General features: G+C 48.4%; 21 protein-coding genes. 8 read left to right on the top strand and 13 right to left on the bottom strand.

Annotation, left to right across the window (positions count from 1 at the left end; genetic code table 11):
- Positions 1–449: 449 nt before the first annotated feature.
- Complete coding sequence (locus AAX04_RS05215; protein ID WP_066795065.1) at positions 450–2,093, top strand: NAD(P)/FAD-dependent oxidoreductase; 1,644 nt, start codon at positions 450–452, stop codon at positions 2,091–2,093.
- A 27-nt stretch (positions 2,094–2,120) separates the two neighbouring features.
- Here the strand turns inward: AAX04_RS05215 and AAX04_RS05210 are convergent, their stop codons facing one another.
- From AAX04_RS05210 to AAX04_RS05200, 3 genes are read right to left on the bottom strand one after another with little or no spacing between them, the layout of a single operon-like run.
- On the bottom strand, positions 2,121–3,911 hold the full coding sequence (locus AAX04_RS05210; protein WP_066795061.1) for an intein-containing 30S ribosomal protein S12: 1,791 nt from the start codon (positions 3,909–3,911) through the stop codon (positions 2,121–2,123).
- A 31-nt stretch (positions 3,912–3,942) separates the two neighbouring features.
- Complete coding sequence (locus tag AAX04_RS05205) at positions 3,943–4,389, bottom strand: NusA-like transcription termination signal-binding factor (protein WP_066795059.1); 447 nt, start codon at positions 4,387–4,389, stop codon at positions 3,943–3,945.
- Positions 4,376–4,693 carry a 50S ribosomal protein L30e gene (locus AAX04_RS05200; protein WP_066795056.1) on the bottom strand — a complete coding sequence of 106 codons (318 nt, stop codon included), beginning with the start codon at positions 4,691–4,693 and terminating at the stop codon, positions 4,376–4,378. The genes AAX04_RS05205 and AAX04_RS05200 overlap by 14 nt, the downstream gene beginning before the upstream one ends.
- A 314-nt stretch (positions 4,694–5,007) precedes the next feature.
- On the opposite strand from AAX04_RS05200, the gene AAX04_RS05195 reads away from it, so the two are divergent.
- Complete coding sequence (locus tag AAX04_RS05195; protein ID WP_238377809.1) at positions 5,008–6,390, top strand: transposase; 1,383 nt, start codon at positions 5,008–5,010, stop codon at positions 6,388–6,390.
- On the opposite strand, the gene AAX04_RS05190 is transcribed toward AAX04_RS05195, so the two are convergent.
- A complete protein-coding gene (locus AAX04_RS05190; protein WP_066795052.1) occupies positions 6,355–7,041 on the bottom strand; it encodes an AMMECR1 domain-containing protein in 687 nt (228 codons plus the stop codon). The two genes, AAX04_RS05195 and AAX04_RS05190, sit on opposite strands and share 36 nt — an antisense overlap.
- A gap of 235 nt (positions 7,042–7,276) precedes the next feature.
- Between AAX04_RS05190 and rrp41 the strand changes: the two genes are divergently transcribed.
- Positions 7,277–8,005 carry an exosome complex exonuclease Rrp41 gene (gene rrp41, locus AAX04_RS05185; protein WP_066795049.1) on the top strand — a complete coding sequence of 243 codons (729 nt, stop codon included), beginning with the start codon at positions 7,277–7,279 and terminating at the stop codon, positions 8,003–8,005.
- The gene (gene rrp42, locus AAX04_RS05180) at positions 8,002–8,838 is read left to right on the top strand and encodes an exosome complex protein Rrp42 (RefSeq protein WP_066795046.1); all 837 of its coding nucleotides are present in this window, start codon (positions 8,002–8,004) and stop codon (positions 8,836–8,838) included. Before rrp41 ends, rrp42 begins: the two co-directional genes overlap by 4 nt.
- A gap of 136 nt (positions 8,839–8,974) precedes the next feature.
- On the opposite strand, the gene dnaG is transcribed toward rrp42, so the two are convergent.
- Positions 8,975–10,324, bottom strand: a complete 1,350-nt coding sequence (dnaG, locus tag AAX04_RS05175) for a DNA primase DnaG (protein ID WP_066795107.1) — start codon at positions 10,322–10,324, stop codon at positions 8,975–8,977.
- Positions 10,325–10,890: 566 nt separating this feature from the next.
- Here dnaG and AAX04_RS05165 point away from each other — a divergent pair.
- The 4 genes from AAX04_RS05165 to AAX04_RS05150 all read left to right on the top strand — a co-directional run bounded on the left by AAX04_RS05165 (position 10,891) and on the right by AAX04_RS05150 (position 13,953).
- Positions 10,891–11,283, top strand: coding sequence for a hypothetical protein (locus AAX04_RS05165; protein WP_066795042.1), 393 nt, complete (start codon positions 10,891–10,893; stop codon positions 11,281–11,283).
- A gap of 84 nt (positions 11,284–11,367) precedes the next feature.
- The gene (locus tag AAX04_RS05160) at positions 11,368–12,708 is read left to right on the top strand and encodes a glycoside hydrolase family 57 protein (protein ID WP_066795039.1); all 1,341 of its coding nucleotides are present in this window, start codon (positions 11,368–11,370) and stop codon (positions 12,706–12,708) included.
- A gap of 568 nt (positions 12,709–13,276) precedes the next feature.
- Entirely contained in the window at positions 13,277–13,510 is a 234-nt protein-coding gene (locus AAX04_RS05155) for a hypothetical protein (RefSeq protein WP_066795036.1), read from the top strand.
- A gap of 107 nt (positions 13,511–13,617) precedes the next feature.
- Positions 13,618–13,953: a hypothetical protein gene (locus AAX04_RS05150; RefSeq protein WP_066795033.1), complete on the top strand. Its 336-nt coding sequence runs from the start codon at positions 13,618–13,620 to the stop codon at positions 13,951–13,953.
- On the opposite strand, the gene AAX04_RS05145 is transcribed toward AAX04_RS05150, so the two are convergent.
- The 8 genes from AAX04_RS05145 to kdgK form a co-directional block, all read right to left on the bottom strand.
- On the bottom strand, positions 13,950–14,417 hold the full coding sequence (locus tag AAX04_RS05145) for a GNAT family N-acetyltransferase (RefSeq protein WP_084761209.1): 468 nt from the start codon (positions 14,415–14,417) through the stop codon (positions 13,950–13,952). The two genes, AAX04_RS05150 and AAX04_RS05145, sit on opposite strands and share 4 nt — an antisense overlap.
- 5 nt (positions 14,418–14,422) lie before the next feature.
- Positions 14,423–15,769, bottom strand: a complete 1,347-nt coding sequence (locus AAX04_RS05140) for an NADP-dependent malic enzyme (RefSeq protein ID WP_066795029.1) — start codon at positions 15,767–15,769, stop codon at positions 14,423–14,425.
- Between the two features lie 191 nt (positions 15,770–15,960).
- Positions 15,961–16,707 carry an RAD55 family ATPase gene (locus AAX04_RS05135; protein WP_066795104.1) on the bottom strand — a complete coding sequence of 249 codons (747 nt, stop codon included), beginning with the start codon at positions 16,705–16,707 and terminating at the stop codon, positions 15,961–15,963.
- Positions 16,708–16,781: 74 nt separating this feature from the next.
- Positions 16,782–17,285: a hypothetical protein gene (locus tag AAX04_RS05130; protein WP_066795025.1), complete on the bottom strand. Its 504-nt coding sequence runs from the start codon at positions 17,283–17,285 to the stop codon at positions 16,782–16,784.
- A 169-nt stretch (positions 17,286–17,454) separates the two neighbouring features.
- On the bottom strand, positions 17,455–17,991 hold the full coding sequence (locus tag AAX04_RS05125; RefSeq protein WP_066795022.1) for a PaREP1 family protein: 537 nt from the start codon (positions 17,989–17,991) through the stop codon (positions 17,455–17,457).
- A gap of 438 nt (positions 17,992–18,429) precedes the next feature.
- Positions 18,430–19,032 carry a M48 family metallopeptidase gene (locus AAX04_RS05120; RefSeq protein ID WP_066795019.1) on the bottom strand — a complete coding sequence of 201 codons (603 nt, stop codon included), beginning with the start codon at positions 19,030–19,032 and terminating at the stop codon, positions 18,430–18,432.
- A gap of 60 nt (positions 19,033–19,092) precedes the next feature.
- Positions 19,093–19,845: a hypothetical protein gene (locus AAX04_RS05115; protein WP_066795017.1), complete on the bottom strand. Its 753-nt coding sequence runs from the start codon at positions 19,843–19,845 to the stop codon at positions 19,093–19,095.
- 42 nt (positions 19,846–19,887) lie between these two features.
- Positions 19,888–20,856 (bottom strand): bifunctional 2-dehydro-3-deoxygluconokinase/2-dehydro-3-deoxygalactonokinase, encoded by a 969-nt coding sequence (kdgK, locus tag AAX04_RS05110; RefSeq protein ID WP_066795010.1) that lies wholly within the window; start codon positions 20,854–20,856, stop codon positions 19,888–19,890.
- Positions 20,857–20,860 lie beyond the last annotated feature (4 nt).

Raw genomic sequence — 20,860 nt, 5'->3', positions numbered from 1 at the left:
ATCAGCATAATTTTTATATTAAACATATGAGCATCACCTACCTTAATTACTAATGAATAACCCACTCAACACATGATAATGCTAGCCATGAGGAGTGTTAGGCTATACTTTCTGTAGATTTTACTACCTAACACCACACAAACTAATAGGTGTTAGGTAGAATAACCTTCAGGTTATTCTACCTAACACTTTAGACCCCATGCTCATTTGCTTAGTGCAATGTATTGTCTTAAGGGGCTATCAGCTAAGGTGTTAGGTGGTATTTTCTTCAGATTATTCTACCTAACACCATATTTCGATCACTTAACAATACCGGCGTTGGGTTGTTACAACTGAAAGTCTTGTCCTTCAGGGTGGGGAGGAGGTCAGTTGCCTTTATGCCCGTGTTAGTAGGTTATTAGTTGGATAGGCTTTGCTATGCTTTTAAAGGTGTAGTTAGTTTAGGTGTTATGGTTAAGTATGATGCTGTGGTTATTGGTGCTGGTCATAATGGGTTGGTGGCGGCTAATTACCTAGCCTCAAGTGGCCTTAGGGTCCTTGTGGTTGAGAGGAGGGGTGTGGTAGGTGGTTTGGCGGCCAGTGAGGAGCTTAGGCCAGGTTTTAAAATGCCCACGGGCGCCTATGTGTTGAGCCTATTTAAGGGTAGGTTGATTAGGGAGCTTGGTTTAGATAAACTGGGCCTTAGGGTCTACCTGAAGGAGCCGGGCCTATTCCTACCCTTCCCAAACGGTGGGAGCATAATGATTTGGCCTGATGAGGGTAGGACGGTTAAGGAGGTTGAACGCTACTCCAAGTTAGACTCCCTAAACTACCCAAGGTGGGTTTCCTTCTGGGGTGCCTTCGCATCGCTCATAGACCCGCTCCTTTACCTACCGCCCCCAAGCCTAGAGGAGCTTATTGACGAGGTTAGGAGGCTAGCCCCCTTAATGGGGGTCTTGAGGGGTAGGGCTGAGGCCTTCATTGAGGAGTTTGCGTATGCCTTAACCACAAGCGCCGCTAGGATGCTTAACGATTACTTCGAGTCGGAGGAACTTAAGGCTGCCTTAGTTGAGGATGGGGTTGTGGGCACCTTCGCCGGCCCATACACACCGGGTACAGCCTACGTGCTGGCCCACCACGTCATGGGTGAGGTTAACGGTGTTAAGGGAGCCTGGGGTTACGTTGAGGGTGGCTTAGGTAGGTTGAGTGAGCTTTTAGCTGAGAGGGCGAGGGGCCTTGGGGTTGATGTACTGCTTAACGTTGGTGTTAGAAGGATACTGGTTAAAGATGGTTCAGTTACGGGGGTTGAGTTAACGGATGGTAGGGTTGTTGAGGCTAGGGTCGTTTTATCAAGCGCAGATGTTAAAACCACCATGCTTAACCTCCTAGACCCAGACATACTGAGTGGGGATGTTAGGAGGAGGATAAGTAACATTAGGTCGATTGGGGTTTCGGCTAAGGTGATCGGTGTTCTTAAGGAGCTACCTAAGTATAGCGTCAAGGATGCGGACCCCATGATTGGGCATAGGGCCTCCGCATTAATAATGCCGAGTGTTGACTACGTTGAGAGGGCTTACCGTGACGCCCTCTCGGGTTCCTTCAGCAGGGAACCGTGGATATCGATAAACATACCCACGGTCTACGACCAGTCAATAGCTGCGCCGGGCTACCACGTATTCTCAATGTTCATCCAATACGCCCCTAGGACACTTAAGTGGGGGCCTGAGGATAAGGCTAGGCTTAGGGAGGTTGTTTATGAGACTGTTGAGCAGTACATGCCCGGCTTTAGGGATAGGGTTATCTTCGACCACGTGTTAACACCGCTGGATTACGAGGTTGATTACGGTACAGTTGGGGGTAACATATTCCACGTAGACATGACCCTTGATCAAATATTCACGAATAGGCCAATGCCAGGTATGTCAAGGTACTCAACGCCGATTAAGGGGCTTTACCTATGTGGGTCGGATGCCCATCCAGGGGGTGGGGTTACAGGTGCCCCTGGGCGTAATGCGGCATTAACAGTGCTTGAGGATCTTGGGTTAGTTAAGCGTAGCAGGGTGCTTAACCTACTTGACTTATTAACAATGGCCATTAAGCTGCTTAGAACATGAAGGCTTGGATTACTGGTTTAAAATGGCTTACCTAACGGGCTTCTGCTTCTTACCGAGCAATATAGCCTTAAGGCTGACGCCGTTAACCTTAGTAACCTTAAACCTAACGCCAGGCAGGTCACCGTATGCCCTACCCTCTGACCCACCTATCCTCTCAATTACCACCTCATCATGCTCATTAATCACGTTCAAACCACCATCCCAAGGCACGAAGGCGGTGACAACCTTACCATTCTTAGTTAACTGAACCCTAACGCAGTTACCCGTGACGAAGCCGTTGGCTATGAAGTTGTGGTGCTCGCTCTCTGTTGTAACATCCCACAGCTTATCATTCCACTCCACGGGTCTCACCTCGGAGACTACATCCCAGACAAACCCTGAATCACCTAACCCTAACGTGGCTTCGTTAACCCACCTGTTGAAGGGTACGCCCTTAACACCCCTACGTAGGTACTCATAGGCTAATACAGCCAGGTAATCACCCCTCCTATTGTATGCGTAGCCTATTCTCCCGAATAATCTCATTAGGTTCTCAGCATCATTACGTATGGATATTCCCAGCCTAATGACGCTAACACCGCTCTCCTCTGTTATGTCAGGGTAACTAAACACCGATGCCTCCACCCCGAATTCGGAGAGCAGTGCCTTAATGTCGTTTAGGAATGCCTCGCCCTGCTTCGCTAGGTGCTTAACCTTACGGATGATTAACGTTGGTGGTTCGAACGCATCCCCATCACCATTAACCTCAGGCTTACTTAACGCCCCACCTAGGTAGGCGGCTAGGAACTCCACCTTAACGTCTAGGGGTGCTTCCATTACCCAGCCAGGTACCCTGAAGCCTTGAGTAACCTTATCACCCACGGGTACGCCTAACGCCTTAAGGAGTGTGAATAATACCGTTGAATCTACGATTATTACGTAGGACTTACCCCTAATTACCTGGGTTAAGCCATTGCCCAGTGTGATGGAACCTTCCCCATATTCACCGACCTTTAAAACCCTGAAGCCGAGCTCAACCAGGTCATGGGCCACCTCCTCTAGGTCCTCAAGTTCACCATCAAATATAACCCTACCCTCATTTTCACTGTAACTTAAGGATCCACTGCTAAGTAGGCGTCCAACAAGCCTGGCGATTCTGTGAATATTCTTATTACTATATCTAAGTGGCATTAGCTCAAGTTCCCTAAGCCTGTCTACCACCTCGTCAACATTGGAGTTGGGGGGTACGGCTTTCTTAACATCCTCCTCGGTTAATATGACCCTATTGTCGTTAAGTGATGCTGCATCAATAGGCTCCCTGGGGTATACGATAACGTAGTCGCCGGGCTTAACATCCTTAAGCGGAATGACACCCCTACCCGTGTATATTGGGTGATCCCCACTGGCGATCAGCCTCCTACCATAAGTGGTCCTTAATTCGTAGACCCCATCCTCCTTAAATTCCTCAGGCTCTATATGGAAGAAATCCACTAACCCAGTCTCCTCAATGGATTTACCATCCCTATTAAGGTGGATTATGGTTACGTCACGCCAATGGCCACTCAGGTTTATGATCCTGGTTGCAACCCTGGGCGTTAGGTTAATCAGCGTGTCCGGGGTTACGCACTTCCTGACTGCGGCGTTTGGCTTCCTAGCCTCAACGCCAACCTTCTCAAGAACTATGCCCCTTGCCATCGGGGCACCCTCCAGTGGGTCGTACTTCTCCGAGAACTTTAGAGCCCTCCTCTTATAGTGTATGTCACTCCACCTAAAGCGCTGTCTCTTCCTCTCTAGCTTCCTGGCTGCATATAGCCCTAGTGGGCTCTTTTTACCACTCACAATGGGGCCCTTGGGTTAGCCTTAATAAGCGTTATGGTATCTTAACGTTGTCTATGTCGAAGTACCTCTTGGCCAGTAGTATGGCTCTCTTCAGGTTCTTGTGGTATTTACCTAGGGCTATGCCCTTCTCCCCCTCCTCAACCCTGACCACGGCCACCTTACCGTTATTGGGTAGTTTGTTTATTGAGACGTTAAGTACCTTAGCCGGGTAGAGTGCATTCCTAAGCAGCTCCTCCGGGTCGTCTCCGTATTCCACTATCTCGACATCCTTACCCAGTAGGTTCCTCAGCTTCTTAACGTTGATGCCGCCCTTCCCAACCGCGAGCGGCGCGAAGTTCTTGTCAACTATGAATATGACCCTGTTGAACTCGGGGTCGTATATGGCATCCCTGGGTGTTATGCCCGTTACGCTCTCAAAGAGTGCCGCGTACCTTAACTCCTCGTCTGTGAGTATTATTCGACCCCTACTTCTGGACATTTGGACCACCGGCAATTGACAGTATGTTGCTCTCCCCTGGGTCAATCACAGTAACCACAGCCACCTTATGGCTCCTCCTTAAGGCACCACCCAACTCCCAACTAGTCCCCGCATACGTCACCACTGGCACTTGAGCCAGCTTGGCGTACCTCTCAACATCCTGCCTAATGCTTGGTGGCGCATTGGCGGCTATTATTACCAGTTTAGCATCCCCATTTAGTATCGCCTTTATTGATTGCCTGGTGCCCATGGTTAATCTACCTGTATTGGCTACAACTTGCAGTTCTCTCGCTATATCTATCATTCACCTCCACAATCCCTTGGATTTTTATAAATCTTTCGCCCACATGAGCTAATGCCCTTAACCGACTGAGATTAACATGCCTCCCTTAACATCCCCCTCAGGATTCAGCCACCTCTATGGATAGTCATCACGGCGAGGTGTATGGCCGGCTACGGGGTGATCAATGAATGGCAAGTCTCACCCTTTAGGGTGGGGTTGTCCCACTACGTGGGTTAGGTTTTTAACCTTGGTTTTGTGCTTAATTTGGTGTCTCGTGGGTGCCCTCCCCTGGTGAACTTAATAAACATGGGGAGCGGGGGCTGACTTCTCCCGCAATGCCAGGGGAGGGCGTCTACGAGGTCAAGCCCACGAATAGGAGGACTAACGTAGTCCGTCTCCTTCCAAATGGTGCACAAGAGAGGAAGCTTAGGAAGCTAGCTGATGCCTGTGCGAGACTTTGGAACGAGCTGAACTATGAGAGGAGACAACAATTCTTCCGCGGTGAAGGTATAGACTTCAGGGGTACATGGAGCAAGTACTATGAGAAATACAAGGGCATACTTGGTGTTAATGCCCAAGCGGTTATGCAGAAGAGTAATGAAGCATGGAACGCATTCTTCTCACTCCTCAAGCTGAAGAAGGAGAACAAACTACCACCTTTCATGAAACACGTCTCGCCACCTGGCTACTGGAAGGATAGTGTGACTAAGCAGAGGAGGCTGATACTTGTGGTTAGGCAGGATAGGTATGTTGTGGATGAGCAGAGGCATGTCCTCATCCTAAAGGACTTTAAGATGGCTATTAAGTTCACTGGGAGGCTCAGATGGTACGGTAAGCAGGGCAGATTAGAAATAATTTATGATGAAACAAGGAATGCCTGGTATGCATGCATACCGGTGGAGGTTGGTGTTGAGGAGACGAAGACTGGAAGGAAAAGCAAGCACATTGTGAAGGGTGAAAGGAAGGTGATTCAAGTTGAATCGCCTAAAGGTAATAAGGTTGCATCCATTGACCTGGGTATTAATAATTTGGCTAGCGTGGTTGTTGATGACGGTACTTGGCTACTCTACAAGGGTGTGAGGGTTAAGGAGGATTACTTCTACATGCAGAGGTTGATTTCGAGGATTCAATCCCTGAGGGACACACTCAAGGGTAAATTGCTGAGTGACGCAATCGATGAGTTGAACAGAGAAGTAAGGAGGCTGAGTGGAAAATTAAGGAGGAGGCTACTCCACCTATACAGGAACCTTGCAAGCCACCTAGTCAAAACACTCCACGAGCTAGGAGTCTCAACAATATATCTGGGTTACCCATTCAACATCGCTCAACAGAAGGGTAATAAATTCAACACGAACATGTGGAGTTACAGCAAGTTGATGGAGGCCATTGAGTTAAAAGCCCAAGAGTATGGGATTAGGGTATTTGAGGTTGTTGAGTACAACACCTCAAAATACTGCGCCTACCACGGTGTGGAAGTTAAGAGGCATCCAAGGGGAGTAGTCAGTTGCCCATTTGGGCATAAGCTACACAGTGACTTAAACGGGGCATTAAACATAATGAGAAGAGCCATTGGAAAGATACCCCCAGTTATTAAGAAGCCCCTGTCATTCATCGTAGACCACAACAAAGTAGCCCCCACAAAAAGGGAGGTAACACCCAAGACCCCAGAACACCCCCACCCTTTAAGGCGGGGAGGGGGTCAGTACACCCCTGAGTGAGTTTATGTTCCTAAAGTGCTTATTCATGTACAGTGCCCTCTCTATGACCTCCCCTAATGGCTCTAGTTCGTAGAATATCTGTGTCTCAAATACCCTAACCTCCACGCAACCCTTACTGCATATAGCCGTGGCTAATGAGTCCATTGTCAGCGGCCTCTTCTCCTCATTAATGAGCCTTTCAGCTAGTTCAACCACCCTGTGGGGTAGGTAGGCCTCGACACTGCCGTTAGGTCTCTTTACTATTAAGCCGTGGTAGCCGGGTATTAGTATACTGCCCAGGTTGCTGATGTTGACCTGTCTGGGTTGGTTGTTAACGGTTACCTCGATTACTATTCTCTTAACCTCGCTGGGTGATAGGGGGCTGTACTTAGGTGAGTTGAAGGCTGCATGCCTAGCTATGGTCACCACGTCATCGTACAGGTTCCTCATTGGGTAGGGTGATCCAATATTCCCCCTAAGCTCCCTAACCCTAATGCCATTGCTTATCCTAATCTTCTCAATGGAAACCCAGACGCCTAGGCTCATCGCCCTGAGTCTCTCAGGGATGTTAGGCTGCTGGGTCTCTAAACCAAGCCTACTCTCGATGGCGTACCTAGCCAGCTTAACCAATGCAGCGCCGTCGCTGAGCGACAATGGCTTAAAGAAATCCATCAATGTTAATTACCCTTGGTTAAGTTTTAAGTTTCACCCAATCATTAACCTGTAATACCCATGTATGATCATAACACTAGCAGTGTTTACCTCCACATCCAGTCTAAATCCCAGGGTTTAACCAATGAGTCGGCGTATCTACAGGTGCAGTGGTTACTAGTAGACATTAGTGGGAAAATAGCCTTAACCTAAATCCTGAAAATGTTTAAATGCTAAGCAAAGGACGGTTGCGAGTATGGCAAAGCAACCACCAGTACCGCTGCTAAGTAATGGTAAGAGGGTCGATGGTAGGTTACCTGAGGAGCATAGGCCAGTTACCATGCAGGTTGGCGTACTACCCAACGCCAATGGGAGTGCCCTAGTGGCCTACGGCAACACAGTCGTCTTAGCCGCCGTTTATGGGCCTAGGGAGCCTATACCACGTTACATAACGGCCCCTGACAAGGCGGTGATTAGGGTTAGGTACCACATGGCCCCGTTCAGCACTGATGATAGGAAGAACCCGGCCCCAACTAGGAGGGAGATTGAGATCAGTAAGGTGGTTAAGGAGGCCCTTGAGACCGTCGTCTTCCTAGAGCAGTACCCCAAGTCAACCATAGACGTCTTCCTTGAGGTCCTTCAGGCTGATGGAAGCACCAGGGTGACGTCCATAACGGCCGCGTCGTTGGCGCTGGCGGATGCTGGGATACCGCTGAGGGACTTGGTGATTGGGGTGTCTGTGGGTAAGGTGGGTGACACAGTCATAGTGGATTTAAATAAGCTTGAGGATAACTACGGAGACGGCGACCTACCCATAGCCATAGCCTACAGGAAGGGTTGGATACTGCTGATGCAGCTTGACGGTGTTTGGAAGCCCAGTGAGGTTAAGAGGGGCCTTGAACTGGCCTTTAAGGCGGCTGAGAACATCTACAGGAGCATGAGGGAGACTTTAAAGGGCAGGTACATGACGGTGGTTCAGCAATGAGCTACCCATTCGAAATAATACCATCACTTAGGAGGGAGACGTTAAGGAGGCTGATAAGTGAGGGTAAGAGGCCTGATAATAGGCAGTTGCTCAGCATGAGGGACCTATCGATAAAGGTTGGCGTAGTTAAGACCGCTGACGGCAGCGCCATAGTTAACCTAGGCAACACAAAGGTCATAGCTGGGATTAAGTTTGAGTTAGGTAAACCCTTTGAGGATACCCCTAATGAAGGCAACCTAATCGTTAACCTAGAGACCCCACCACTGGCTGCCCCAACATTTGAACCCGGCCCACCTGATGAGAATGCCATTGAGATTGCCAGGGTTATTGATAGGGCTCTTAGGCACAGCAACTACATACCACTGAGGGACCTGGTGATAATACCTGGTAAGTCGGTCTACACAATGTGGATAGACATATACGTCCTAAACCACGACGGCAACCTAATAGACTCCTCCATGCTGGCAGCGGTCTCGGCAATAGCCAACGCCCAGGTGCCGAGGGCTATAATTGACGGTGATACGGTTAAACTGGATAAGTCAACGAAGATTCAGCTCAACGTTAACCCCCAGAATATGCCGCTGACGGTGACCTACTACAAGATAGACAAGTACCTAATAGTTGACCCAACCCTGGAGGAGGAGGTCATGAGTGACGGTAGGTTCACCGTCGCCTCAGATGGGGAAAACATAGTAGCCCTTCAGAAGGGTGGTGGCTACTTTACACCTGAGGAGGTTGACTCTATGATAAACAGTACGTTAAGCATAGTCAAGGATCTTAAGGTTAAAGTACTTGAAATGATTAAAAATCCAACAGGGTCATTAATGCTTTAGAATCGTCACCAAAGGTTTTCTATCTAATTTAAAATACAAGACCTGTTAAGGAGACATGAGACCACGCCCACCACCGCATTTTGAGATTACATCGTAATTTAACTAAATTTAAACCAAGCGATACAATGGGATTTTACTACTTCTTAACTACATCATTAAAGGTGGCAATGGTCATATCTGATGGAACCTTGGCTATATTGCCTATCCTGGTCATTACAAGCACCTTAACACCCTTACTGACCGCCGCATCAACGAGCCTCTGGGTCCCAACACCATCAAAAACTATTGCATATGCGTCACTGATCTGTTGAAGTGCATCCAATAGGTCCCTAACAGGTACCCTCTTCAATGCGTTCCAGTTCTTATCGTAGATAATAGCCTCCAGTGTTCCAACTAGTTTATTCACCTCATCAATCACGTTTGATGGTAATTGAGGTGGTTGCTGGATCACCTGGGCCTGCTGAGGCAGCTGGGTTGCTTGCTGCTGAGTTTGCTGCGCCGGAACCTCAATGGACTGAGCCTGTTGCGTTACTTGAACCTGCTGTGTCTGGGTGACCTGTACCTGCTCAGGTTGTTGAGCAGCGCCAGTTGCCTGGGCCTGCGCCTGCTCCATCTGCCTCCTACTCTCCTCAATCACCTGCCTATCCCTCTTACCCAACTGGTTTAGGTACTCCTCCACAGGTATCTTGTTCCTAAGGGCCTTTGCAATCTCCTTAGCAGTCAACTGCTCAACCTCCTTACCCGGTGGTGCCCTGGCCACGTAATCTATGTCAGCTACCTTAAGTAACTCCCTAAGCACCATTTCACCACCCCTATCCCCATCCGTGAAGGCTATGGTTGTCTTCTTACGGCTTAACTCAACAACGGTCTTGGGTATACCACCACTGGCCCCCTCTATGGCTATAACATTCCTGTAACCATGCTTAACTAGGTTTATCACGTCAGCCCTACCCTCAACAATAATGACCGTGTCCGATGCCTCAACATCCGGCCCAGCCGGTAGACCCTCCGGGCCGTATGAGACTATTTCACTCTGCTTAACTTCACTAAGCAACTTATCCATAAGCTCCTTAGTGTCCGGTATGGTCTCCCTCTCAACATGTTTAATAAGCTCCTTAGCCCTATCAATTATCAACTTACGCTTCTCACTCCTCAAATCCTTAATCGTGTCGACTTGGAACTTGGCGTTGTAAGGCCCCACCCTATCCACGGTTTCAAGCATCGCAGCTATTAGGGCTGTTTCGTAGTGGTTTAGGTTTGAGGGTACGTAAACCTTGCCAACGGTCTTATCACCCTTATGCTCAACCTCAACCTCAATCCTACCTATCCTACTTGTGTTTTGAAGTTCCCTAAGGTCCAAGTCAGGGCCCAGTAGGCCCTCTGTTTGACTGAATAGGGCACCTATTATGTCTGGCTTATCCACGGTGCCCTGTACCTCGAAGTTTAGTTCTATCAGGTACTTGGCCGTTATGGTTAATGCACCCATTAACACCACCCAGTGGTAACCACGCTAAACAGCCGCCCTTATTAATGTTTCCAGCGGCTACACGTAAACCACCAGCTCACGGCGCATGTACCCTACTTTAACGTAACCTTGAATGGATGGAAAACTATTAATTTCGCTTCCCTGGGCTTCATTAGCAGTTGGTTGAACAGAGGGCCCAGCGGCATTAAGAGCAGGGATAGCGATTGGCCGTGGATGCGCTGATGCCTTCGCTGAATGGAGTTTAAAACTTTCACCATCACCCAGCACCCGTGGTCGTAAGCTTGGTGGCTTGAATTCCATGCGCGTGAGGGGAGCAAAGGGGCCCCTTTAACCCTTCATAGGCCTGGTTCCCCAGGTCTCCAGGAGGAGTCCCCAGTTGAGTCATTACCTACCTGTTTTTAAGCCTTAACCCAGTAAACTTAAAACACGGTTACTAACCCTAAAGCTTAGTGATTAGGCGCGTTGGTCCTGACCTGTGATGATAGACGGACGGAATGACCAATGTTGCAAATGCCACCTAATCCTCAGTGGCTAGCATTTTTAAACAGCGGTCTGAATCTCAAGTAGTGAACGTGCAGTCTGTCAAGGCTTTGGTGCTTAGGTTTCAAAGCGGTGAGGTGGTGGTTAGGCTGGATGTGGCTAAGTCACCCATAACGGCAACTAGGCTACTAAGCATGCTTCCCGTTTCAACACCCTTCACTAGAATAGGTTCACTGATAACAATACCCCTGGACCTGGGTTCACTGCCGGAGACCTTTGAGGTTAAGGTTAGGAGGGGTGAGTTGTGCTATAGGCCGAACACAAAGCAGTTGATACTGGCTACTGAGGACGTTCAAATAGGCAGTAGGATAAACCCACTCGGCATGGTGGTTTCCAACATTGACCTACTGGACTCTGTTAAGCCTGGCATAGTGACGATAATGCCGGTTAGCGCCGAGGGTAAGCAAAAGCCTAGTTAGTGATAACGAGGGCAAGCCTACCTCTTCCAGGGATGGGGAAGGGTTATACGTAAAACACTAAACCACGGGTTAGGTATACTTAGCGTGGTTAAGAATATCGTCTTCTTCATGGAGATGCACCAGCCTAGGAGGCTTAACAGGCTCCTCCACTACCAATCACCGATGGAGCCCCTTGAGATGATGTTTGACGATGAGTTGAATAGAATTATACTTAGCCGAATTGCCGTTAAGTCGTACGGTAAGGTGCTTGACCTGCTTAGGCAAGCGAATAAGGATTACGGCTATAGGTTCAGCGTTAGCATAACCGGTACCTTAGTTGAGCAGTTGAGGAAGTGGGAGCCGTGGGTGCTGGGTAAGCTTGTGGAGTTGATTAAGGATGGCGTGGTTGAGCCTGTTGCTGAAACCTACTACCACTCACTGGCCTATCTAATAGACGAGGGTGAGTTCAGGGAGCAGGTTACAATGCAGGTTAGGCTAGTGGAGGAGTTAACTGGTAGGAGACCCATTACTGCTCAAAACACGGAGTTCATGTATAGCGATGACGTGGGTAGGGTGTTCTCTGAGATGGGTTTCAGGGTGGTTTTAACGGAGGGTGTTGAGAGGGTTCTGGGCTTTAGGCAGCCAACGTACCTGTACAGGGGCCCGGGTGGCATTATGCTGCTGCTTAGGCATTATAGGTTATCCGATGACGTTGGGTTTAGGTTCACTAATAGGTCGTGGGACCAGTACCCCTTAACCGCGGATAAGTACGTAGCCTGGTTAAACGCAACCAGCGGTGACCTCGTCATGATTGGCCTTGATATGGAGACCTTCGGCGAGCACATGCCTGAGGAGTCCGGTATCTTCGAATTCCTCAGGTGGATGTTTAGGCATGCGCATGAGTCCAACATCAGCTTCATAACCCCAAGCGAGGTTGAGAGCCACGTACCGAGCTCATATGAGCTCAACATTAATGAGCTCATATCATGGGCTGACGTTGAGAAGGATGCATCAGCCTGGATTGGCAATGAAATGCAGTGGGTATCCTTCAATCAACTGCACATGCTCTATAGGCTAGCCAGGGAGTTGGGTGACGAATACCTGTTGAGGTACGTTAGGCTTCTAATGGTTAGCGACCACTTCTACTACATGTCCACGAAGCACGGTGCACCGCAGGACGTCCACAATTACTTTAACCCATATTACAGCCCATATAGGGCCTACACGCTCTACCAATCAGCGGTGCACAGGCTACTCAACTACATGGTTAAGGTTCACGGTAACGCCCTCGTTATGAAAAGGCTAGCGTCAATTAAACTACCCAGCGAACTGGCAGCATGGGTTAAGGGTGAGTCCTTCAGCAAGGCGAATTGCCAAAGCGTCCAATACACAGCCAGGTTAATAACTATTAACCACCCTGAATTAAGCAAGGGCTGTCTCCAATAATGTTTCCCATCCTTAGTTAAGCGCTAGTTAGCCTTGCCGTAGGCTTCATGATGTACCGTAACCGCCTATTTGTCGGCTAGTTATCTAAGATAGGGTTAATAAGGGTTGGGGAAAGCCGGCCCCATTTTTGGTTTGGAGGTGGTTTTTAACTGGTCATTTGTTGCATTGTGTTTGTGTTAGTGATTTGTATGGTGCTGTGTAGTTTATGATTACCCCATTGGCCAGTGGTATCCTGGTGGGTCACTTATTGTGTATGCGCCTACGAATGCCGTGTAGACACCCCACGTCGACGAGTACGGCCCATATATTGCCACTATGTAGTTTTCGTGGAATGCGCCTGGTGATGTGAATTGCGGAATAGCCAGTGGTGTTACGAGTGAACTAATGCCATATATTGTGTATACGAAGGCAAGATAACCGTAACCGGCATCCTCGCTTACTGTTGGGCTGTTGTTACATAGTGGTATTGCGCCGGCGTTGCCGTTGCTGTTGTATAGGAAGTCCTAGTAACAAGGATTGGCTCTAAAATTGAACATAAAGTTATAAAGGGGATTTGTGAGAGTCTGGTATGGGGTTAGTTGGACCAGAGGAGAGGATCCTAGTTACATTATTTATGCAGTCCGCTGTTAACGAGGGAAAGGCCATAAGCGTCGAATCACTGGCCAAGATGATTAACAGTGAGGTCGACGCCGTGAATAGGGTCGTAGTTACACTGGCTAATCAGGGGTACGTATCGTTGAAGGGTAACCTGGTTTTCCTAACTAACAAAGGGTTGATGAGGGTTTTAAGCAGATTCTCATAACGAGGGGTTTCATGCTAACGGCTTTCAATATTCTTTACGTTTTTCTCGATTAACAGATTTAAGCTAATCATTATAGATTTATAAGTTTAGGCTGAGATGGTGTTAACATGGTTGAGTGCCAGGTGGATAGGTGTATTGGCCAGCAGGTTGAGTTAACGAGGGTTTACTTCAGGGGTGTTTTGAACTGCCTATTGAGGGATGCTGCCAATAGGGTGATTATTATTGATAATGGGCAGCAGTTCACGTGGTTTGCCTACGTTGAGGTTGATGATGCCGGTAAGCTGAAGGAGGTTTCTTCGTATATCCAGGATTGCTTGGGCAAGGTTAAAAACACTCCCCTTGGGCAGTTTATGAATGGGTTAAAGGTTCTGAGTGCGGAGGGTCAGCAACTATTCCTATTTGATAAGGAGGTTATAGCTGTTAAGGTGCTCCTGGTGTCTTAAGTCTCCTTAACGTAGGTGTTCATCATCGGCCTGAAGCCGTACTTCCTATAGAAGGCCACTGATATCTGGTTTTGGGCTGGGAATTCTGCGGATATTACGTGTGCCCCCATTTCCCTAAGCATCTTAATAGCCTCATCCATCATCATCTTGCCTATGCCCCTCCTCCTGAACTCGGGCATTACGTAGAAATCCATTATTACACCCTCCATGGGTGGTTCATAGAATAACCTCTCCCTAACCTCAGATACGAGAACCCCAATCACTCTCCCATCGTCGGACTCGGCCACCAGCAGTAGCTTATTCTTATTGTTCATGAAGCCGCTCAGCCAATTCCTAACCTGCACGTAGACGTCGTCCCTGACCTTGAGTAGTGGGTCAAACTCACTGTTAAGTCTCTTCAACCTAACCACGAGTTCAACAACATTGTCCAAGTCCTTTTCCCCAGCTCTCCTAACCTTAACCATGGGACTCACCTAACCAGTTCAGCCGGGATCTCCCTTATAAGTCCCTCCCTCATTAGCTTCTCCATTGATGCCCTAGCCTTAGCTATTATCTCCCTAGCCCTCTCAAGCTCCTCCCTATAAGTGGTGCTAACCCTAGCCAAACCCTCATTAACAATCTCCACAGCTGCAGCCGCAGCTGCCCTTGGGTAGACCTCCCACTCCTCCATCGTGGGTATTATGTAGTCCTCGCTTATTCCCCTCTCCTCGGCGTATTTGGCTATTTCCCTAGCCACGGCTACAATGACCTCGTTGCTTATTGCCCTAGCCCTAACGTCAAGGGCCCCTCTGAAGACTGATGGGAATATTAGGCTGTTGTTTATTTGATTGGGGAAGTCACTCCTACCCGTAGCCACAACCCTAGCCCCAGCCTCCTTAGCCTCCCATGGCCATATCTCCGGGACTGGGTTAGCTAGGGCGAAGACTATTGAGTCCTTATTCATTAGCCTAACCCAATCCTTCTTAATGATGCCTGGGCCTGGTGTTGATGCCGAGATTAAGACGTCAGCCCCATTCATGGCCTCCTCAATGGTCTTGTGCCTCTCCTTATTCGTCTTAAGGGCTAGGTTGTACTTCCACGGGTTGTTCAGCATTAGCTTATCCATGTCCTCCCTATCAGCGTGCAGTGGCCCCTTGCTGTCTATGAGGGTCATGTTCTCGTAGGGTACACCCGCCGTGTGGAGTACCTCGGCCGCCGCTATGTTTGATGCCCCAGCCCCGAATAGGACTATTCTAACGCCGGTTAGCTTCTTATCAACCACCTTAAGCGCATTGTAGAGTCCAGCTAGGATTGCACCTGCCGTCCCCTGCTGGTCATCATGCCACACAGGTATGTTAAGCTCCCTTCTCAATGTCTCAAGCAGGTAGAAGCACTTCGGTGACTCAATGTCCTCTAGGTTTATGCCGCCGAAGGATGGTTCAATAGCCTTCGCCACCGCCACGAACTCCTCCTTTGACTTAACCCTAATGGGTAGTGGAATGGCATCGACACCGCCGAGGTACTTGAATATGAGTGCCTTACCCTCCATTACTGGTAAGGCAGCCTCAGGCCCAACGTTACCTAAACCCAGGACCCTTGTTCCATCCGTCAGCACGGCTATGGCGTTCCAACGCCATGTTAATTCGAAGGATAAGTCAGGGTTCTTGGATATTTCAAGTGAAACCCCGGCCACGCCGGGCGTGTAGTATATTGAGAAGTCCCTTAAGCCCTTAATGGGTACCTTAGGCATCATTGAGACCTTACCGCCGTAATTCCTAGCGACCTTAATCGAAACCTCATACCACTTCTTTGTTCGATCCTCACCAGCGTTACTCATAGTCACCTTAATGGGATGGGGTATTTATGTATTTCGCCTATCAACGTATTGAAAATAGCCTATTTAAGAAATTTATAACCAATTACTTTTAACTAATGGAGAATAACCATGAACTAACGCCTAATTTATCTTTAGCAGTTTGCATTAGCCACCCAGTATTAATTAATCTATTTTGATTCAGCGGCCAAGCATTAACCCTGTACATCACCCCCCTTAATGTTTAATGCGGCGCCCAGGGCCTTCTTAATGTCATCAATATTGACGGGCACCATACTGCTCCTCGATATTGTGAAGTAGAACCAATCTATTGTATGAGGTAGCCCCTTAAGTCTCTTAACCCTAAGCCTCCTAACCGGTATACCCAGCTGGGCTAGGTTGGGATCAAGTTCAATCTCAATGATACCATCAAATACGTACTCCATGTTATCAATAATGCTGCTAATATCCTCAGTAGTTGTGTGGGCAACAACAACGCTTAACGTGCCGTATCGCCTAGTGATCATTTTAACCTCCTTAAGCAGTAGGAGTAGGCTCCTTGGGTCAACGTTGGTGAGTAGGTCATTTATGGAATCAATCACAATTCCCCTCGCCTTAACCTGGGGTAGGTTCGTCTGCATGATGTTTAAAAGTTGCCTTGGGTCTAGTTCGGTCATGTTACCCACAACGTTAGGTATCAACCTACCTGTTGATTCACCTAGATTAAAACCATCGATTATGAAGAGCCTTGACTCATAGTCACTAAATTCGCCTCTAATTGAGACTGGGTCATCATCGAAGGTTATATATAAGACTGGGTACTTGGACAGTATACCCCTGGCAATCTGCTTAACCATAAGTGTCTTACCCATCCCCAAGTCACCCCTCACGAGAATCAGGTAACCGAATGGTATGCCACCTGGTATTAGTTGGTTTAATGGGTCTATCTGAAGGGTCTCCATTAGGTTAACCCTTGGCCTGCGCTTAATAAACATATTTATTTTTAATTAAACCTAGTTCTCATCACATTAATCCTCTAGCCGCTTAGGGTGCTTACCTTCTTAATTAGCTTCATCTTTTCCAAGGCCTTAAGTTTAGGTATAGTCTTGGGTAGTATTACCTCATCGCACATAACTATTGAGTTAACTTTACTGTTGAACAGCTCCCAGTCGACATCACCGCTGAAGGTGAGCCTCTTAATGCCCCTAAAGGCCACTGGCGAGTCTAGGTTCTCCAGGTCCTCCCTTGTAACCGTTAACTCATCCACGTTGGATATGACCTTAACCCCTCTGGCCCCCTCCATGAATGCCTTACCTGACTCAGACACGATCTGGGATATCGATGTAACAGCCCTACTTGTCACATCAGCCAACGATAGGAAGGCCCTAAGTGACATGTTAACTAACTCCCCAATGGTCACCCCCATCTCCCTAGATAGCTGAAGCGCCTTATCGTAAAGCTCCTTATCCACACCCTTAATCGTGACCTGCCTCTTCTCACTCTCCTCAGAGCCAGCACTACCAGTCTCACCATTACCCATAGGTAAATCCAGTACTACCGGTTTATAAGGATTACTATGCATACCACGCTCAACCTGGCGTAAGGTGTAGTAAGTTATCCCTTGAAGTTAAATCATAGCCTACGTGTTAAATATTAAGCTCAGCTCCATTGGCATTAGGAAAGTTGTTGCGGGGGGGGGTTGTTTCCCACTAGCCAAGTTCATTAAGTTCCCTCCTAATCTTCTCAACAAGCTCCCTCCCCTCCTGGTCTAGGTTTAGGGATTCTATGATCTCGATCTCTGATTTCATTAACCCCTTCAATGCGATTATGGCCTCCCTCCTACTACTGAAGGGGCTCACATCCCTATCTAGCCCATTGTGGGCATACCTATGGACCCCCAGCATGGCGGTGGTTAGGTTAACGATCCCCCTATAGCCAAGGTTCTCAAGATCCCTTGAGACACCGACCAACCCAGTGGTAGGTGCAGTATACCCTATTCTCAGATACCACTTCACCTCATCCTCCCTACCCTCCCGCCTCTTCCCCTCAATTATCTTATTGAAGTTGGACACTACTAGGGAGCTTAGGAGGGCCTTCCAGGATAGGAAGAGTTTACCCGCCGAGTTACGGCTATACCCCTCCTTCAGCATCCTAATGCTTAAGTAAAGCTCCTGCAGGGCCTCAAGTAACCTTAACCTCGAGTACTTCTCAGGTTCCCTGGTGAATTTCGGCAACTGCGACTCCACGTTAATTTCTACAGTTTTAACAACAAATAAAAACATAAAAACAATAAATAAACCTTAGTGCGCTTAAACCTTAACCAAGACTAAGGGCTGCGTCGCGAAAAGCCAATGATGCAAATGACCAATGGCTAGACTTAATTCGCAGTTGCCGTGTAGTTGAGGACATGTAAACCATTAATGATCCTCCTTTCTCGCCCCCTTTTGAGGGTGGGTTTTTCGTTGTTGGGGTTTTGGGTGTTGGTGGTTTTATTCTTGGGTTGTTGATGAGTGGTGGGTTATCGACCCACTGGCTCATCTGAGGCAAGGGAAAAACCTCCTCCCGAGGCACTAACCCAAGCACCAAACATCCACGCAAAACTGAAATTCAAAAACCCACCGCAATGAAACTCACACAGCGAAACAACCCCACCCTAAAGGGCGAGGCTTAACCGTTATTGTCACCTAGGATTCGTGAATCTCATGTAACCCGCATTCAGCCCCATATTTATCCATGGATTGACCTAACAGGTTGATTACTAGCTCCCTGACTTCGCTCATTAATGAGTTGTCGCTGTTAATCCCTGAGACAGCCTCCATGAGCATCCTTAAACCCTCGCACTCCCTTTTGTCGTAGGGCTTCCTCGACACCATAGATCTATACCTAACCATAGCCTCCTCAGCTTCTTCCCTTCTCCCAATTCTCATGGCGGCTATTGCTAGGCTATGCCAGGTATAGGCGTAATTGGGATCCTTCATTGCCGATTCCTTAAATAACTCATAGGCCAATTCATACATGCCTAACTTCAACGCACACCAACCACCCCATAATAGGTTGCTGGGGTCGTTGTGCCTTAAATGTAGCTGTAGGGCTTTCTTATACGCCTTATTAGCCTCTTCACGTTGCTTTGCCATTTCGAGACATATCGCTAATCCATGCCATGCACCTGGATTGTCGCTGCTGCATAAGTTAAGGTACTTTTCGTAAAGTATTTTACCTATGTCGTATCTTCTTAGGCATATTGTTGCTTCGGCCAGCTTGTATAGTGAGGTGCATGCTGCGTCCATGTTTATGGATAGGATTTTTATCCTATTTATAAATTTTACCCTACTTAGTGAAACCAAGCACTAGACCTCCTCCGGTTCCTCATACCACTTAACCCTCTCCCCTATTATTGACCTGAGGCGCCACCTTATTGATTTGGGGGCGCTGTTGATTCTGTTTAGGAGGTTGTTTACCTTGTCTATTACCTCGCCTTTAGTGCCCTCTAGTTCCTTACTGTTCATTAGGTACTCCGTGACCCTACCTAGGTTGACTACTGTTGTCTTGTAGAGCCCCCAGTCGTTTGACGTTAGGTTGATTATCCTGTTGGCGTCTAGTTCCTCTGCGGTGTCCGTGTTGCCTATCTTGAACTTGAGTAGTAGTGTTATTAGGTCTTTGATGTCTCTTTCGCTTATCCTCCATATCTGGAGCTTCGTCATTAGGAGGTCGCTTGGTGGTATTGTTGGTTTAAACAGTTCAAGCCTATCCCTGAGGCTTATTATGTGGCTCTCCCTGAAGACGTCTAGGAAAACGTCTATGCGTGCCCCACTGGCAGGATCCCTGAACATCAGTCTCTCGTAACCGTGTAGTGCATTAAACCTCCTGTCGGGCTCCATGCCAATGCCCTCCAGTACCTCGGTGAGTCTTCCTGAATCCTTGGCGTGGGCTGCTAGGTCTATGTCCTTAGGGGTCCTAGCCAGGGACGGCACCTTAATGTATACGTCAGAGGCTAACACGTATACTGCGACACCTCCAAGTAACCTAGCCACTATGCCCTTTCTCTCACACTCATGGATTATCCTTAGGCCAAGTTCAACGATCCTCGGCTCCTCGGGCATGTGTTGCATTTAACCAGCGGCTTTTAACCATTATTACTATAGTTACCTAAGCTCTACATCGCTTAACCCGTAGTTGCGTAGGAAGGTTTCCAGGTCAGTCTCCCTGGGTAGGTTCTCCTCATCACCCCTAACCATGACTACCATGGCTGCCGCAGCTGATGCCCTCAATATTGACCTTGAGGGTGGGTGACCCTTGAGCACTGATGCTAGGAAGACGCCTGCGTAGGCGTCACCTGCACCTATGGGGTCCTTCACTGGTACTTGAAATGCCTTAGCCTCAACCACCTCCCCATCCCACTTGGCCATGGACCCCCTCAGCCCCATTTTAAGCACAACCCTGCTAATGCCGAATCTACCCTCAGCCTCCTTGAAAACCACCCTAGGTTCCCTGGTGCCGAAGAGTAGCTCGGCCTCGTTTTCATCCAGGAAGAGCACGTTAACCATCCTCAAAACCCCCTCAACAGCCTTAACCGCCTCCTCTAGGCTTGGCCATAGTAGCCTCCTTATGTTGACGTCGAAGGAAACCATTACGTTGTGCCTATTGGCCATCTCCACGCCCCTAATCACCGTTTCCCTAGCGGAGTCGCTTATGGCCATTGTTATGCTCGTTGTGTGGAAGACCCTTGAACTAGCTATGTAATCCTCATCAAGGTCACTCGGCGTCATTGCCGAGGCAGCTGAACCCCTCCTGTAGTAGAGCACCGTGCTAACCCCCGGTATTGGGTAGCTCCTTTGGACGAAGTATATCCCAGTTGGCCTCTCTGGGTCAAACTTAACCCTGGAAACGTCGACACCCTGCCCCCTAAGCCACTCGTATATGAAGAGGCCGAACTCATCGCTGCCGAGCCTAGTGATTAAGCCACTCCTTAATCCAAGCCTGGAGACTGCAACGCAGACATTGGCCTCTGAGCCCGCCGAATGCTTCTCAAAGTAGGTCACATATCTCAGTGGCCCCTCGGTCACAGCGTTGAACTGGACAAGGGGTTCGCCTAGGGCAATCAGGTCCAGCATAATT

This window comes from Caldivirga sp. MU80 (genome assembly GCF_001663375.1).
Classification (GTDB): domain Archaea; phylum Thermoproteota; class Thermoprotei; order Thermoproteales; family Thermocladiaceae; genus Caldivirga.
The sequence above is the reverse complement of the archived record's forward strand: the minus strand, read 5'-3'. Positions and strand labels throughout refer to the sequence as shown.

Coding starts and splice junctions, on each gene's coding strand:
- AAX04_RS05120 (WP_066795019.1), bottom strand. CDS start 19,032: ATGGACGCAGCATGCACCTCACTATACAAGCTGGCCGAAGCAACAATA.
- dnaG (WP_066795107.1), bottom strand. CDS start 10,324: ATGGGTGCATTAACCATAACGGCCAAGTACCTGATAGAACTAAACTTC.
- AAX04_RS05115 (WP_066795017.1), bottom strand. CDS start 19,845: ATGCCCGAGGAGCCGAGGATCGTTGAACTTGGCCTAAGGATAATCCAT.
- rrp41 (WP_066795049.1), top strand. CDS start 7,277: ATGGCAAAGCAACCACCAGTACCGCTGCTAAGTAATGGTAAGAGGGTC.
- AAX04_RS05190 (WP_066795052.1), bottom strand. CDS start 7,041: ATGGATTTCTTTAAGCCATTGTCGCTCAGCGACGGCGCTGCATTGGTT.
- AAX04_RS05145 (WP_084761209.1), bottom strand. CDS start 14,417: ATGGTTAAGGTTAGGAGAGCTGGGGAAAAGGACTTGGACAATGTTGTT.
- AAX04_RS05215 (WP_066795065.1), top strand. CDS start 450: ATGGTTAAGTATGATGCTGTGGTTATTGGTGCTGGTCATAATGGGTTG.
- AAX04_RS05205 (WP_066795059.1), bottom strand. CDS start 4,389: ATGTCCAGAAGTAGGGGTCGAATAATACTCACAGACGAGGAGTTAAGG.
- AAX04_RS05155 (WP_066795036.1), top strand. CDS start 13,277: ATGGGGTTAGTTGGACCAGAGGAGAGGATCCTAGTTACATTATTTATG.
- AAX04_RS05200 (WP_066795056.1), bottom strand. CDS start 4,693: ATGATAGATATAGCGAGAGAACTGCAAGTTGTAGCCAATACAGGTAGA.
- AAX04_RS05140 (WP_066795029.1), bottom strand. CDS start 15,769: ATGAGTAACGCTGGTGAGGATCGAACAAAGAAGTGGTATGAGGTTTCG.
- AAX04_RS05150 (WP_066795033.1), top strand. CDS start 13,618: ATGGTTGAGTGCCAGGTGGATAGGTGTATTGGCCAGCAGGTTGAGTTA.
- AAX04_RS05130 (WP_066795025.1), bottom strand. CDS start 17,285: ATGGGTAATGGTGAGACTGGTAGTGCTGGCTCTGAGGAGAGTGAGAAG.
- AAX04_RS05135 (WP_066795104.1), bottom strand. CDS start 16,707: ATGGAGACCCTTCAGATAGACCCATTAAACCAACTAATACCAGGTGGC.
- kdgK (WP_066795010.1), bottom strand. CDS start 20,856: ATGCTGGACCTGATTGCCCTAGGCGAACCCCTTGTCCAGTTCAACGCT.
- rrp42 (WP_066795046.1), top strand. CDS start 8,002: ATGAGCTACCCATTCGAAATAATACCATCACTTAGGAGGGAGACGTTA.
- AAX04_RS05195 (WP_238377809.1), top strand. CDS start 5,008: ATGCCAGGGGAGGGCGTCTACGAGGTCAAGCCCACGAATAGGAGGACT.